This is a genomic window from Streptomyces hokutonensis, from assembly GCF_042751305.1.
Taxonomy (GTDB): Bacteria; Actinomycetota; Actinomycetes; order Streptomycetales; family Streptomycetaceae; genus Streptomyces; species Streptomyces hokutonensis_A.
The window spans coordinates 68,352-81,668 of the sequence record NZ_JBHYWD010000022.1; the positions used below are offsets into that span (position 1 = coordinate 68,352).

Below are 13,317 nucleotides of genomic sequence, written 5' to 3' on the forward strand. Positions count from 1 at the left end.
GGTCCCCCCGGGGGGCGGGGGGGGGCCGAGTCCGGCGTGCCCCCGGGAGCCCCCGCCGCCGCGGGGGGGCGGGGGGGCCAACGGCTTGCGCACCGACGGTACTTATCACTCCGTGGAGCGGTCGGGTCCGTCGAGTGCGAACTCCACATCCACAACCCCCTCGACGCCTCGGACGAGCCGCGCCGCCACGGGAACCAGGGAGGTGTCCCGTACCCGGCCGCCGAGCCGTACGACCCCGTCCCGCACCTCGACCCGGACCGCCGACGCGGGACCGGGGAACAGGTACGCCACCACTTCTCGCCGCACCTCCTCGGCGATCTCCTCGTCGTCCCGGAGGAACACCTTCAGCAGGTCGGCCCGGCTGACGACGCCCTCCAGCCGGCCCGCGTGGTCGACGACGGGCAGCCGCTTGACCTTCGCGCGGGCCATGGTCCGCGCCGCCTGCGCGAGGGTCGCGCCCGCGCCCACGGTCAGGGCGGGCGACGTCATCAGCTCGCCCGCGGTCACCGAGCCGGCCTTCGCGAGGTCGGACAGCCGGCGCAACTGCGTGTACCGGTCGGGGTCGTTGTCGCGGAACTCCTCCTTGGGGAGCAGATCGGCCTCCGAGACGATCCCGATCACGCGGTCCGCCGCGTCGAGCACGGGCAGGGCGCTGACCCTCCGCTCCTGCATCGTGCGGACGATGTCCTTGAAAGCGGCCCCCCGGACGACGCTGGCGACGGTGCGGGTCATCACGTCGCTCACGATGTGCGGTGATCCATGCATGGTCACTCCTTGCTCGTGGCGGTCCGTCGGCACGGTCACCGCATGCCGCCGCTGCCGTACGGGGCGTACAGGTCCAGCAGCCGGGTGCGGGCCGAGCGGAGCCGGTGGGCCACGATGTCGCCCACCCACTGGGAGACGGTCATGCCGAACTCGGGATCGTCCTTGCACAGCGTGCGTACGGCCGTGGCGTCGAACTCCCAGGCGCGTACCGGTGTCGTCGCCTCGGCGCCCAGGTGCCAGGAGTGCGGGCCGAACAGCCAGGACCAGCCGACGAGTTCGTTGTGTCCCAGCGACTCGATGACGGCGGCCCGTCGGCCGGGCACGCGCATGTCGAGGGCGATCGTGCCGGTGCGGATGATCCAGAACCGGTCGGCGCGGGCGCCCTCCTCGAAGAGCCGGGTGCCCTGGGGGATCGACACCTCCCGTGCGAGCTTCATCAGCCGTTCGCGGTGCTCCGCGGGCAGGGCCCGCGGCATGCCCGTGGTGGGGGAAGCGTTCATGGCGTGCCTCCAGAGAGTCTTACGGACCTACCACCTCCAGCGTGTGCCCGTTGGCCCCGCCCTGCCATGGGCCACTTGGCCTGCGGAACGGGCCGACCGGCGCCCCCGGGGGAGCCCTGCGGCACCCTGTGCCGCCGTGTCTGCCGCGGTTCGATGAAACCGAGAGAAGTACTCGGCAGAGATACGGCAGAGACGAGGGGGTGGACACCGTGGGTACGACCTTGACACCGGAGTTCTGGAGGCAGTTCGCCGTCCTGCTGGTGATCGCGACCGCGCTCACCGTCGTGGTCGGCGCCGCGCTCGACGCGCTGGTGCTGCGGATGCGCGCCCGCCGGACCTCGCAGCGGACCTCGGCGTCGCCAGTGGTTCGCACGCACCGGCCGGCCGGGCGGACGCCCGTTCACCACTGACGCACCGTTCACGAAGGCCGGACCCGCAGTCGCCGATCCATTTCGGTGACCTGCGGGTTCGTCGTTTCTCGGAACGTGGGGGGCGCTGTCTGTGGCCCAGCAGTGGGTTCGTACGATCGGACAGTGATCAAGCAGACGACGGTGCGCATGGGACGGAAGCAGGTCCTCGGGACCGTCGTCTGCGGTGTGATCGCTCTTTCCCTCGTCGGTGTCGCCGTCTACATGGCCGTCTCGGCCGTCGGTCGCCTGGGGCTGATCGGGCAGCAGCTGACCATGCGGGTCACGTATTGCGACGCGACCGCGCCGGCCACGACATCCCGGGGCGGCACTCATCCCGACCTCGTGTGCCGGGGGTTCGTGGATCCGGCGCAGATCTCCGACGACAGGACACACCGGATCACGGCGACCGGCTTCTCCTCCGAACCCCGCTTCGGTGCGCCCGTGGAGGTGTCCAAGGAACCGTGGGGGTCCTGGGTGCCGGTGGACCAGGGTGACTGGAACAAGCTGGGCCGCGCGCTCTCCCCACTGATCCCGCTCGCCTTCGCCGGCTTGTTCGCCAAGGTGCCGGTGGCCGTCTGGCGCGGCCGGAGGAACTCCGGACGGCTGGTCGCGGGGCCGTCGGAGTAGGAGGAGGCCGCGCTCCGGCTGCGGCCTGAAGTCGCGCGCTCCGTAATGGCGTTCGCGGCAACCGTACTGACGGCCGGTCAGCGGGCCGGACAGCACCGGCGCCGGCACGGCGACAACAGCTACCACTCCCGTGCCGGGGCTTTGGCGCGCTCCTCGTCCGTGCGCACAGCGTGCCCCCGAAGGGGCGAGGGGTCCGCCTTCTGGCCCGATGGGCCGCGCACTGACCGAAGCCTGTCCTGCCGGAGGCCCAACAGGCCCCGCGGAAGGGGCCGTTCAGCCCGCCACCGGCGGACCAACGGCATCAGGTGACGGACGTCCCGCCGCACCAGAGTGAGCGGTGCAACGAACGATCCGACACCTCGAAGGGACCACGATCATGGCTGTGCACGAGCACCCGCACCGCACCTCCGGCTTCCACCTGCCGACGTTCCGCAGGAACGGGTCCGCGTCCGAGGGCGCCGTGACGGCAGTCGCCACGGCGACCACCACGGCGCGTGCCTATGGGTTCGCGTCTCTGCGTCTGCTGACCGGGTTCGTCTTCCTGTGGGCGTTCCTGGACAAGACGTTCGGGTTCGGTTATGCGACTCCGTCCGGGAAGGGCTGGGTCGACGGTGGTTCGCCGACGAAGGGTTTCCTGAGCGGTGTGGCTGCGGGTCCGATGGAGTCCACGTTCCATGACTGGGCCGGTGCGGGCTGGGCGGACTGGCTGTTCATGCTCGGTCTGCTGGGTATCGGTGTCGCGCTGGTCTCGGGTGTCGCGCTGCGGCTGGCCGCGGTGGCGGGCACGGCGATGATGGCGCTGATGTGGATCGCCGAGTGGCCGCCGGCCAGGCACCTGTCCGACGGGTCGCTGAGCATGTCGACGAACCCGTTCGCCGACTACCACCTGATCTACGCCGTCGTGATCATCGCCCTCGCGGCGGCCGGTGCCGGCGCGACCTGGGGCCTGGGCAGGGTCTGGGCCAAGCTCCCCGTCGTCCGAGACCACAACTGGCTGCGCTGACCACGCCAGATACGGCGGGCCCCCGTGAGAGGGCCCGCCCTGCGGCTGCCCATTGGGCCGAACGGCCCCTGTCGGGGACCTGCGGCCCCTGCCGCGGGAACCCCTACGCCACGACTCTGGAATCAGACATCCGTTCAGGAGGAAGAATCATGGTCCGCACTGTTGTCGCAGGACTCGACGGTTCCCCGGAGAGCCGTGCCGCCGCCGAATGGGCGGCCCGCGAGGCGAAGCTGCGCGGCCTGCCGCTGAAGGTCGTCCACGTCTGGGAGCCCGCCCCGGATCCGCTGGCCCAGGCGCCGCTGCTGGGCGCGGAGACGCAGCAGCACTGGAGCCAGCGGATTCCGCGCGAGGCGGGCGAGGGCCTGCGCCTGCGTCACCCGGGTCTGGACGTGATCGAGGACCAGGTGACCGGCACGCCCTCGGACGCGCTGCTCGACGCGGCGAAGGACGCCGAACTGCTGGTCCTCGGCTCACGCGGACTGAGCGGCGTCGGCGGATTCCTCGTCGGCTCCGTCGGCCTCTCCGTCGTCGCTCGCGCCGAGTTGCCCGTGGTCCTGGTCCGGGCCGGCGAACAGGCCGCCGACGAACACGAGAAGGACCCGGCGGGCAGCCCGTCGACCGGCACCCCGTACCGGCCGGTGGTCCTCGGCCTCGACGCCGACACCCCCGCCGACACGGTCATCGAGTTCGCGTTCGCCGAGGCCGCCCGCCGCGACACCGGCCTTCGGGTCGTCTACGGCTGGAACCTGCCGCCGTACTACGCCTACGGCCTCGCGATGGACGCGGGCCTGAACGACGAGCTCTCCCGAGAGGAGACCACCGCCCTCACCGAGGCCCTGCGCCCCTGGCGCCAGAAGCACCCCGACATCGAGGTCGCCCTGCAACCCCGCGTCGGCAGCGCCGCCGACCACCTGGTGGACGCCTCCCGCGAGGCCTCCCTGGTCGTCATCGGCCGCCGGATCCGCCGCGCCGCGCTCGGCGCCCACATCGGCCCGGTCGCGCACGGCGTCCTGCACCACGCCGTCGCCCCCGTGGCCGTCGTCGCCCACGACTGACCCACCCCCGACTTTCCCCCTGAGGAGCATTGGCCATGAAGGCAGCAGTTGTACGGGCGTTCGGTGAGCCCCTGGTGATCGAGGACCGCCCCGACCCCGAGCCCGGCCCCGGCCAGGTCCGTGTCCGCGTCGAGGCCTCCGGGCTGTGCCACACCGACATCCACGCGGCCCACGGCGACTGGCCCGTCAAGCCCAACCCGCCCTTCGTCCCCGGCCACGAGGGCGTCGGCCTCGTCGAGAAGCTCGGCGACGGCGTCACCCATCTGACCGTCGGCCAGCGGGTCGCCGTGCCGTGGCTCGGCAAGGCCTGCGGGCGGTGCGAGCACTGCCTGTCCGGCTGGGAGACGCTGTGCGAGCAGCAGATCAACACCGGCTACGGCTGCGACGGCGGGTACGCCGAGAAGATGCTGGCCTGGGCCGACTTCGCCCAGCCGGTGCCCGACGGCGTGAGCGCGATCGACGCCGCCCCGCTGACCTGCGCGGGCGTCACGACGTACAAGGCGCTCAAGGTCGCCGGCGTGCGGCCCGCCCAGCTCGTCGCGATCTCCGGCGTCGGCGGACTCGGCCACCTGGCCATGCAGTACGCGAAGATCGCCGGAGCCCAGGTCGCGGCCATCGACGTCACCGACGAGAAGCTCGAACTCGCCACCGCGCTCGGCGCCGACCTTGTCATCGACGCCCGCAAGGACGACGTGGGAGAGGTCCTCAAGCGGCACGGCGGTGCGCACGCGGCGATCGCCCTGGCCGTGAACGAGGACGCGTTCGCCGCCGTCAACTCCGGTCTGCGGCGCGGCGGGAAGCTCGTCATGGTCGCCCTGCCCGCGCACGGCACCATCCAGGTCCCGATCTTCGACACCGTGCTCAACGGCACCTCGGTGATCGGCTCGATCGTCGGCACCCGGCAGGACCTCGCCGAGGTCTTCCAACTGCACGCGGCCGGCCGGACCAAGGTCATCTCCGAGACCCGCCCGCTGAGTTCCGTGAACGAGTCCATCGCCGACGTGCTGCGCGGCGGTGTCAAGGCCCGGATCGTCTTCGACCTCGGTGCGGGGCGGTGACGGTGATGACGAAGGCCCTGCCGATCGTCGTCGGCGTCGACGGTTCCGAGCCCAGCCTGCGGGCCGTCGACTGGGCGGCCGACGAGGCCGCCGTACGCGGACTGCCGCTGCGGCTGGTGTACGCGTCGCTGTGGGAGCGGTACGAGGGAACCTCGCTCGCCGACGAGGTCGGCAAGCCCACCGAGCAGGTGCTCGCCGAGGACATCGTCGACAGCGCCGCCCGCCGGGCGCGCGGCCGGCACCCGGACCTCGACGTGAGCGTCGACGTACTGCCGGAGGAGCCCGAGTACGCCCTGGTGAGCGAGGCACGGCACGCGACCGCCCTCGTCCTCGGCACCCGAGGGCGCAGCGGCCTGACGGAAATGCTCCTGGGCTCCGTCAGTCTGACCGTGGCCGCACACGCGGACTGCCCGGTGATCGTGCTGCGCGGCAGCCACGACAACCGGGCCGGCTCCGGCACCCACGGCCGTGTCGTGGTGGGTGTCGGCGAGGACGGCAAGGAGTCCCCGGCCGTGCGCTTCGCGGCCGAGGAGGCCAGGCGTCGCGGGGTTCCTCTGGAGGCCGTACGGGCCTGGCGCTGTCCCGCGCACGAGACCACCGACCATCCGTTGATGTCCGGCGAACCCGCCCGGCTGCACGAGGAACGGGCCGTGGAGGCCCTGGACGCCGCGGTGGCGGACGTACCGGCCGACGTGGAACTGCACCGGCGCACCGTCGAGGGAAACGCCCGCCGGGTCCTCCTCGACGCCGCGGCCGACGCCGACCTCCTGGTCGTCGGAGCCAAGCGCCGCGACGTCACCTTCGGGCTCCAGCTCGGCCGCGTCGCCCACGCGGTGCTGCACCACTCCAGCTGCCCGGTCGCCGTCGTACCCCAGCGTGTCTGAAGGCCGCGGCTGCGCCCTGCTCCTCCGCTCGATGACGTCACCTCGATGACTTACGGAGTCACCATGACCAAGGTCGAAGACCAGCAGAGCACCGCCCTCTCCGACGACGAACTGCGCACCCTGGACGCCCACTGGCGCGCCGCCAACTACCTTGCCGCAGGCCAGATCTACCTGATGGCGAACGCCCTGCTCACCGAGCCCCTGAAGCCGGAGCACATCAAGCCGCGGCTGCTGGGCCACTGGGGCACCTCGCCCGGCCTCAACCTCGTGTACACCCACCTCAACCGGGTGATCAAGGCGCGCGATCTGGACGCGCTGTGCGTGTGGGGACCCGGCCACGGCGGACCCTCCGTGGTCGCCAACTCCTGGCTGGAGGGCAGCTACAGCGACACCTACCCGAACGTCCCGCGCGACGGGGCGGGGATGGAGCGGCTGTTCAAGCAGTTCTCCTTCCCCGGCGGCGTGCCCAGCCACGTGGCACCCGAGACCCCCGGTTCGATCCACGAAGGCGGCGAACTCGGCTACTCCCTGGCCCATGCCTACGGCGCCGCCCTCGACAACCCGAACCTGCTGGTCACCTGTGTCATCGGTGACGGCGAGGCGGAGACCGGCCCGTTGGCCGCCGCCTGGCACTCCAACAAGTTCCTCGACCCGGTCCACGACGGCGCGGTCCTGCCGATCCTGCACCTCAACGGTTACAAGATCGCCAACCCGACCGTCCTGTCCCGGCTCCCCGAGTCCGAACTCGACGAACTGCTACGGGGATACGGTCACGACCCGATCCACGTGACGGGCGACGACCCGCTCCAGGTGCACCGCGCCATGGCCGCCGCGTTCGACGACGCGCTGGACCGCATCGCGGCGATGCAGCAGTCCGCCCGCGAGGACGGCGTCACCGAGCGCGTGCACTGGCCGGTGATCGTCCTGCGCACCCCGAAGGGCTGGACCGGTCCCGCCGAGGTCGACGGCGTCCCGGTCGAGGGCACCTGGCGCGCCCACCAGGTCCCGCTGTCCGAGGTGCGCGAAAACCCCGAGCACCTACGGCAGTTGGAGGCATGGCTGCGCTCCTACCACCCGGAGCAGCTCTTCGACGCCGGCGGCCGGCCCGTCGCGGACGTCCTGGCCTGCGTGCCCGAAGGCGCCAAACGCCTCGGCTCCAGCCCGTACGCCAACGGCGGCCTGCTGGTGCGCGACCTCCCGGTCCCGTCCCTGGACCGTTTCGCGATCCCCGTCGAGAAGCCGGGCACGACCCTGCACGAGCCGACCCGCGTCCTCGGCGACCTCCTCGAACAGGTCATGCACGACACCTCGGCCAGCCGCGACTTCCGTGTCGTGGGCCCGGACGAGACCGCCTCCAACCGCCTCCAGGCCGTCTTCAACGCCAGCGGCAAGGCCTGGCAGGCCGAGTACCTCCCGGTCGACGAGCACCTGGAGCGGCACGGCCGGGTGATGGAGATCCTCTCCGAACACACCTGCCAGGGCTGGCTGGAGGGCTACCTCCTCACCGGCAGGCACGGACTGTTCTCCTGCTACGAGGCGTTCGTGCACATCGTCGACTCGATGGTCAACCAGCACATCAAGTGGCTGAAGACATCGAGGGAGTTGGCGTGGCGGGCACCGATCGCCTCCCTCAACTACCTGCTGACGTCGCACGTCTGGCGCCAGGACCACAACGGCTTCTCCCACCAGGACCCCGGCTTCGTCGACCACGTCCTCAACAAGAGCCCCGAGGTCGTCCGCGTCTACCTCCCGCCGGACGCCAACACCCTCCTCTCGGTGGCCGATCACGTCCTGCGCAGCCGCGACTACGTCAACGTGGTCGTCGCCGGCAAGCAGCCCTGCTTCGACTGGCTCTCCATGGAGCAGGCCCGCGCCCACTGCGCGCGCGGCGCCGGGATCTGGGAGTGGGCCGGCACGGAGAACGGTGGCGAACCGGACGTCGTGCTGGCCTGCGCCGGCGACGTTCCGACTCTGGAGGTGCTGGCCGCCGCCCAGTTGCTGCGCCGCCACCTGCCCCAGCTCGCCGTCCGTGTCGTCAACGTCGTCGACATGACCCGGCTGCTGCCGCGCGAGGAACACCCGCACGGCATGAGCGACTTCGAGTACGACGGCCTGTTCACCACCGACAAGCCGGTCATCTTCGCCTACCACGGCTACCCGTGGCTCATCCACCGCCTCGCCTACCGCCGCGCCGGCCACGCCAACCTGCACGTGCGCGGCTACAAGGAGTCCGGCACCACGACCACGCCCTTCGACATGGTCGTCCGCAACGACCTCGACCGCTACCGCCTGGTCATGGACGTCATCGACCGCGTACCCGGCCTCGCGGTACGCGCCGCGGCCGTACGCCAGCAGATGGCCGACGCCCGCACCCGCCACCACGCCTGGATCCGCGAACACGGCACCGACCTGCCCGAAGTCGCGGACTGGACCTGGAACGCCTGAAATCCCCTTCCCGGCAAAGGAGTTCACCGCCATGACCGTACGCGTCGGCATCAACGGCTTCGGCCGCATAGGCCGCACCTATCTGCGCGCGGCACTCGACCGCGCGGAGGCGGGCACCCAGGACGTCGAGGTCGTCGCGATCAACGACATCACCTCGCCCGCCACCCTGGCCCATCTCCTGGAGTACGACTCGACGTTCGGCCGCATCGGACGCGAGGTCACCCACGACGACACCTCGATCACCGTCGACGGCCGGCGCATCGAGGTCACCGCCGAACGCGACCCGGCCGCCCTGCACTGGTCGGACTACGGCGCCGACATCGTGATCGAGTCCACGGGCCGCTTCCGCGACCGCGACTCCGCCGCCCTGCACCTGAAGGCGGGCGCCCACACCGTGCTGCTGTCCGCGCCCGGCAAGAACGCGGACGCCACCATCGTGATGGGCGTCAACGACACGACCTACGACCGCCGTCAGGACCGGATCGTCTCGGCGGCGTCCTGCACCACCAACTGCGTCGCCCCGATGGTCAAGGTGCTGCACGAGACCTTCGGCATCGAGCGCGGCATGATGACCACCATCCACGGCTACACCAACGACCAGTCCCTCCTCGACGCCCCGCACAAGGACCTGCGCCGGGCCCGCTCGGCCGCCCTGAGCATCATCCCGACCAGTACCGGCGCAGCCCGTGCCGTGGGCCTGGTGGTGCCCGAGATGGCGGGCGCCCTGGACGGCATCGCCGTACGCGTCCCCGTGGAGGACGGCTCGCTCACCGACCTCGCGGTCGTCCTGAACCGCGAGACGACGGTGGACGAGGTCAACGCCGCCTTCGCCGAGGCGGCCGACGGCCCGCTCAACGGCATCCTGCGCGTCTCGAAGGCCCCGATCGTCTCCCGTGACGTCATCGGCGACCCCGCCTCGTGCATCTTCGACCCGGCGCTCACCCAGGCGAACGGCACCTTGGTCAAGGTCTTCGGCTGGTACGACAACGAGTGGGGCTACACCAACCGCCTCCTCGACCTGACAGCGCTGGTCGCCGACGGCTGAGCACGACCGCGAGAGGCCCCGTGAGGTGGGCCTGTGGGCGGATTCCTGAGGGCCGAAAGGCCCCATGGTCCGCCCCCAGGCAGCCCATGGGGCCTCTCCCCGTTCCGCGGGACGCTCGAAGTGTCGAAGAACCCCGGAGGAGATCCCCGATGACGGACGACGTGCTCAACCGACCCACAGTCCACGCCTTCGAACAGACATGGCACGGCCCGCAGGGCGGGCTCGTCGTCCAGCGCGGCGACGAAGTGCAGTTCGGAGGTGCCGGGGTTGGCGAAGCACACCTCGACGCCGGAGTCCCGGAGGGTGCGCGCGACGGCACGGGCACCGTTCACGGTGATTCCGCCCTTCATGGGGTCAGTCGAAGAGGACACCGGGGTTGAGGATCCCGTCGGGGTCGAAGGCGTGCTTGATCCGGCGCATCAGTTCCACCTTGGCGGGATCACGCCGCGGCGAGCAGCCGGGGCAGGGAGGCGCGGGGTACCACGATCTCGTCGGCGCCGGCCGCCTTGGAGGCCCAGAACGCCCGCTCCCGGGCCTCGATCAGTTGCCGCGCGGCTGCTGCGGGCAGCAGGTAGACGTCGGCCGCGCCCAGTTCGAGCAACTGCCCGCCGAGCGACTCCACATCGGCTTCGAGCCGATCGGCCGACCGCTCTTCGAGGACCACGACCAGATAGGCGAGCGCCGTGTCGCGGACCTGTTGCGGGATGCCGAGCCCGAGATCCTGCTGGGCGGTCATCGCCGCCATCGTGAGCATGTCGACGTACTCCAGGGCCAGCGGATCCAGTCCCCGGGCCAGCAGGCGCGGTACCGCGCGGGCGATTTCCTCGGCTGTCGCGAAGGGCGCCAGCACCGTCGCGCCGTGCCCGGCGCGGGGCTTCAGGCGCAGGACCGCCTCGGTGACGAGGGCGAGGGTGCCCTCGGAGCCGACGAGTAACTGCGTCAGGTCGTAGCCGGTGCTGGTCTTGACGTACTTCCCACCACTGCGCACGATCGCGCCGGAGGCCAACACGGCCTCGACACCGAGGACATGGTGGCGGGTGACACCGTGCCGGACGGCGTGCATGCCACCGGCGTTGGTGGCGATCGTGCCGCCGACCGACGCGCTCGGCTCACCCGGGCGCACCGGATAGCACAGCCCGAACTCGGCTGCGTGGTCGTCGAGTTCGGCCAGGGTGACCCCCGGCTGGACCACGGCCACGTGGTTGTCGGCGTCGATCTCCACCACGTGGTTCATCCGCTCGAAGGACACGACGATCCCGTCCGCGCCGGGCACGCAGGCCCCGCACAGCCCGGTGCCGGAGCCCCGTGCTGTCACGGGGACCCGCCGCATGGCGGCGACCGCCAGGATCTCGGACACCTCGGCGGTCGCCGCGGGTCGCACCACGTACCTCGGCCGTCGGGCCGCGACGGCCAGCGACTCGTCGTGCCCGTACTCCTCCGGAACGCGGTCCTCCATGAGCATGTGCTCCGGCCCCACCACCTTCGCCAGGAGTGATCCGGTGTCGGTCATGTTCCCGTTCCCTTCGTCGGGTTTCCCGCCTGCCAGGTCAACTAGCCCTAATGCAAGGCCAGTTGATCCTTCCGCTCCCACTCAGGCCAGCGGCGCCCTGAGCACGTCGAAGGCCGTCGCCGGATCGGCCAGGGCGTGGTAGATGCCGGGTATCTCGCGCTCGTCGAGGCCGAGCAGGCCGTGGACGGCGTGCATGGCGCCGCGCACGGAGTACTCGACGGTGAAGACCACGTCCTCGGGGATCTCCGTGAACTGGCCCAGGAAGGCGAAGTTGGCGGAGCCGCGAGGGATCACCAGGGGGCGGTCGTGCACGGTGCGCGGGGCGAACTGGCTGGTGATGTACGGCATCATCACCGGGATCACGGTCGTGCTCGCCGCGACCTGTTCCTCGATGTCCGACATCCCGAGGTGGCCGAGGAGTTCGGTGAGGATCTCCCGGCCCGTGGCCTCGGCCATCGGCTTGCCGACGAAGTCGCCGTCGCGGTCGGTGAACAGGCCGTAGCCCCACAGGGTGTGGACGTCCTCGGGCTGGCCGTCGAAGTGCGGGGCGTGCGGTACGACCACGGACATCAGCCAGTTGGAGTCCTTGAACGTCATCAGGGCGCCCGTGCCCGGGAGGTTGCCGGACAGTTCCTCGATGCGGTGCAGGAGCAGCGGGTCGCGCAGGGTGAGGGTGAAGGACTCCCACTTGGCCTCGTCCACGTTGCCGTTGAAGGCGGTGGGCCGGCCGAAGTCGTCGGCCTTGGCGGCGATGGTCTCCCACAGCCGCCATCCGCCGTCCCGCTTGTCGCGGACCAGTTCGGGCGCGGTGTCGTCGGTGCCGTAGGCGGCGTCGGCGGTCATCGATCCCAGGGTGAGGAACGCGTAGTCGTCGGCGGTGAGTTCGTACGTGTCGGGGTGCCCGTCGCGTTCGAGGTGCAGGCGGTGTGCGCGCCGTACGCCGTCCTCGGCGGTGGCGAAGTCGACGTCGGTGACCCGCACGCCGTACTCGAAGACCACGCCACGGGCCTCGAGCCAGGTACGCAGCGGCCGGATGATCGAGTCGAACTGGTTGAGGCGGGTGCGGCGCACGCCGGCGAGGGTGTGCATGCGGGGGAACTCCTGCATGAAGCGCAGGAGATAGCGCTTGAGCTCGATGGCGCTGTGCCAGTTCTGGAAGGCGAAGGTGGTGCGCCACATCGTCCAGAAGTTGGTGGCGAAGAAGTGCGGTGAGAAGAAGTCCTCGATCCTGCGGGCGCCGATGACCGCTTCGGGCAGCACGAGCAGGCGGGTCAGTTCCAGGCGGTCGCGGGTGTCGAGGCCGTAGTCGGCGGCGTCGAGGATCGTGGTGCCCCGGCCGATCAGGCGGGCCTTGGCGTCGGTGGGCCACTTGGCGTTGAACTCGGTGATCTCCTCGCGTACCGACACCGTCTCGTCGGTGAGGGTGGGGATCGTCTCCAGGAGGTTCCACAGGCAGGTGTAGGCCTCCTCCTCCAGCATCCGTCCGCCCCGGGTGACGTATCCGGCGGGCTCGCCGCTGCCGTCCATCGAGCCGCCGGCGACGGGGAGTTCCTCCAGGATGCGGATGTGCTCGCCGGGGAAGCCGGCGTCGCGGACGAGGAAGGCGGCGGCCGCGAGGGAGGCGATGCCGCCGCCGACGAGGTAGGCGTGGGATGCGTTCGGAGCGTCTGCCATGACGTCCCTCCGTTCTGCCGCCCGGGGTGTACGGGCGGTCGACAGTGTTCAGGACCCGGGCACGGACACCGGTTCTGGTTCCGCGGTGTGTGGTGCGGGGTGGCGCCGGGCTGCTCGGGACGAGCGTGGCGGCCTTGGTGTTCAGTCAACTCACGGGGTGATCGACCGGGCAGGGGCCGGAGGTCCCTGCCCACCGGCAGATGGTCCCGGCCTTGGTTGCCCGTGGGACCGAGGGTGTTCACGGCTCTGGCCCCCCGCCGGGGTCGGCGGCGCCTCCTGCGCTCGCATGCCGACGGCCCGGCTGGAGAGCCGGGCCGGGCGGACGACAGGTGGGGGAGTGG

The 13,317-nt window shown here is 71.1% G+C and carries 14 protein-coding genes; 8 read left to right on the top strand and 6 right to left on the bottom strand.

Translation table 11 applies throughout. The annotated features are described in order from the left end of the window. Nucleotides 1–105: 105 nt before the first annotated feature. Nucleotides 106–765: a CBS domain-containing protein gene (locus tag ACFXC1_RS39680; protein ID WP_381252199.1), complete on the bottom strand. Its 660-nt coding sequence runs from the start codon at nt 763–765 to the stop codon at nt 106–108. Nucleotides 766–800: 35 nt separating this feature from the next. After that, nucleotides 801–1,265 (bottom strand): cyclic nucleotide-binding domain-containing protein, encoded by a 465-nt coding sequence (locus ACFXC1_RS39685; RefSeq protein WP_381252201.1) that lies wholly within the window; start codon nt 1,263–1,265, stop codon nt 801–803. Between the two features lie 209 nt (nt 1,266–1,474). Between ACFXC1_RS39685 and ACFXC1_RS39690 the strand changes: the two genes are divergently transcribed. The 8 genes from ACFXC1_RS39690 (at nt 1,475) to gap (ending at nt 9,792) form a co-directional block, all read left to right on the top strand. Next, on the top strand, nt 1,475–1,675 hold the full coding sequence (locus tag ACFXC1_RS39690) for a hypothetical protein (protein WP_381252203.1): 201 nt from the start codon (nt 1,475–1,477) through the stop codon (nt 1,673–1,675). A gap of 123 nt (nt 1,676–1,798) precedes the next feature. Continuing rightward, complete coding sequence (locus ACFXC1_RS39695; protein ID WP_381252205.1) at nt 1,799–2,302, top strand: hypothetical protein; 504 nt, start codon at nt 1,799–1,801, stop codon at nt 2,300–2,302. 376 nt (nt 2,303–2,678) lie between these two features. Next, nucleotides 2,679–3,305 carry a hypothetical protein gene (locus ACFXC1_RS39700; RefSeq protein WP_381252207.1) on the top strand — a complete coding sequence of 209 codons (627 nt, stop codon included), beginning with the start codon at nt 2,679–2,681 and terminating at the stop codon, nt 3,303–3,305. A gap of 149 nt (nt 3,306–3,454) precedes the next feature. Then, a complete protein-coding gene (locus ACFXC1_RS39705; protein WP_381252209.1) occupies nt 3,455–4,360 on the top strand; it encodes a universal stress protein in 906 nt (301 codons plus the stop codon). A gap of 35 nt (nt 4,361–4,395) precedes the next feature. Beyond that, on the top strand, nt 4,396–5,418 hold the full coding sequence (locus ACFXC1_RS39710) for a zinc-dependent alcohol dehydrogenase (protein WP_381252211.1): 1,023 nt from the start codon (nt 4,396–4,398) through the stop codon (nt 5,416–5,418). 5 nt (nt 5,419–5,423) lie between these two features. Next, nucleotides 5,424–6,302 carry a universal stress protein gene (locus ACFXC1_RS39715; RefSeq protein WP_381252213.1) on the top strand — a complete coding sequence of 293 codons (879 nt, stop codon included), beginning with the start codon at nt 5,424–5,426 and terminating at the stop codon, nt 6,300–6,302. A 63-nt stretch (nt 6,303–6,365) separates the two neighbouring features. Then, nucleotides 6,366–8,747 (top strand): phosphoketolase family protein, encoded by a 2,382-nt coding sequence (locus ACFXC1_RS39720; RefSeq protein WP_381252215.1) that lies wholly within the window; start codon nt 6,366–6,368, stop codon nt 8,745–8,747. Nucleotides 8,748–8,778: 31 nt separating this feature from the next. Next, nucleotides 8,779–9,792, top strand: a complete 1,014-nt coding sequence (gap, locus tag ACFXC1_RS39725; protein WP_381252217.1) for a type I glyceraldehyde-3-phosphate dehydrogenase — start codon at nt 8,779–8,781, stop codon at nt 9,790–9,792. On the opposite strand, the gene ACFXC1_RS39730 is transcribed toward gap, so the two are convergent. From ACFXC1_RS39730 to ACFXC1_RS39745, 4 genes are all read right to left on the bottom strand, one after another. Next, nucleotides 9,744–10,142, bottom strand: coding sequence for a thiamine pyrophosphate-binding protein (locus ACFXC1_RS39730; protein ID WP_381252219.1), 399 nt, complete (start codon nt 10,140–10,142; stop codon nt 9,744–9,746). The genes gap and ACFXC1_RS39730 overlap by 49 nt on opposite strands. A gap of 4 nt (nt 10,143–10,146) precedes the next feature. Beyond that, nucleotides 10,147–10,212, bottom strand: coding sequence for an FAD-linked oxidase C-terminal domain-containing protein (locus tag ACFXC1_RS39735; protein WP_381252350.1), 66 nt, complete (start codon nt 10,210–10,212; stop codon nt 10,147–10,149). Between the two features lie 19 nt (nt 10,213–10,231). Beyond that, nucleotides 10,232–11,302, bottom strand: a complete 1,071-nt coding sequence (locus ACFXC1_RS39740; RefSeq protein WP_381252221.1) for an FAD-binding oxidoreductase — start codon at nt 11,300–11,302, stop codon at nt 10,232–10,234. A gap of 81 nt (nt 11,303–11,383) precedes the next feature. Beyond that, the gene (locus ACFXC1_RS39745; RefSeq protein WP_381252223.1) at nt 11,384–12,976 is read right to left on the bottom strand and encodes an oleate hydratase; all 1,593 of its coding nucleotides are present in this window, start codon (nt 12,974–12,976) and stop codon (nt 11,384–11,386) included. Between the last annotated feature and the right edge of the window lie 341 nt (nt 12,977–13,317).

What these genes read in the sequence shown, in the direction of transcription:
- ACFXC1_RS39705 (WP_381252209.1), top strand. Translation starts at nt 3,455, where the DNA reads ATGGTCCGCACTGTTGTCGCAGGACTCGACGGTTCCCCGGAGAGCCGT.
- ACFXC1_RS39745 (WP_381252223.1), bottom strand. Translation starts at nt 12,976, where the DNA reads ATGGCAGACGCTCCGAACGCATCCCACGCCTACCTCGTCGGCGGCGGC.
- ACFXC1_RS39740 (WP_381252221.1), bottom strand. Translation starts at nt 11,302, where the DNA reads ATGACCGACACCGGATCACTCCTGGCGAAGGTGGTGGGGCCGGAGCAC.
- ACFXC1_RS39680 (WP_381252199.1), bottom strand. Translation starts at nt 765, where the DNA reads ATGCATGGATCACCGCACATCGTGAGCGACGTGATGACCCGCACCGTC.
- ACFXC1_RS39720 (WP_381252215.1), top strand. Translation starts at nt 6,366, where the DNA reads ATGACCAAGGTCGAAGACCAGCAGAGCACCGCCCTCTCCGACGACGAA.
- ACFXC1_RS39700 (WP_381252207.1), top strand. Translation starts at nt 2,679, where the DNA reads ATGGCTGTGCACGAGCACCCGCACCGCACCTCCGGCTTCCACCTGCCG.
- ACFXC1_RS39715 (WP_381252213.1), top strand. Translation starts at nt 5,424, where the DNA reads ATGACGAAGGCCCTGCCGATCGTCGTCGGCGTCGACGGTTCCGAGCCC.
- gap (WP_381252217.1), top strand. Translation starts at nt 8,779, where the DNA reads ATGACCGTACGCGTCGGCATCAACGGCTTCGGCCGCATAGGCCGCACC.
- ACFXC1_RS39730 (WP_381252219.1), bottom strand. Translation starts at nt 10,142, where the DNA reads ATGAAGGGCGGAATCACCGTGAACGGTGCCCGTGCCGTCGCGCGCACC.
- ACFXC1_RS39710 (WP_381252211.1), top strand. Translation starts at nt 4,396, where the DNA reads ATGAAGGCAGCAGTTGTACGGGCGTTCGGTGAGCCCCTGGTGATCGAG.
- ACFXC1_RS39685 (WP_381252201.1), bottom strand. Translation starts at nt 1,265, where the DNA reads ATGAACGCTTCCCCCACCACGGGCATGCCGCGGGCCCTGCCCGCGGAG.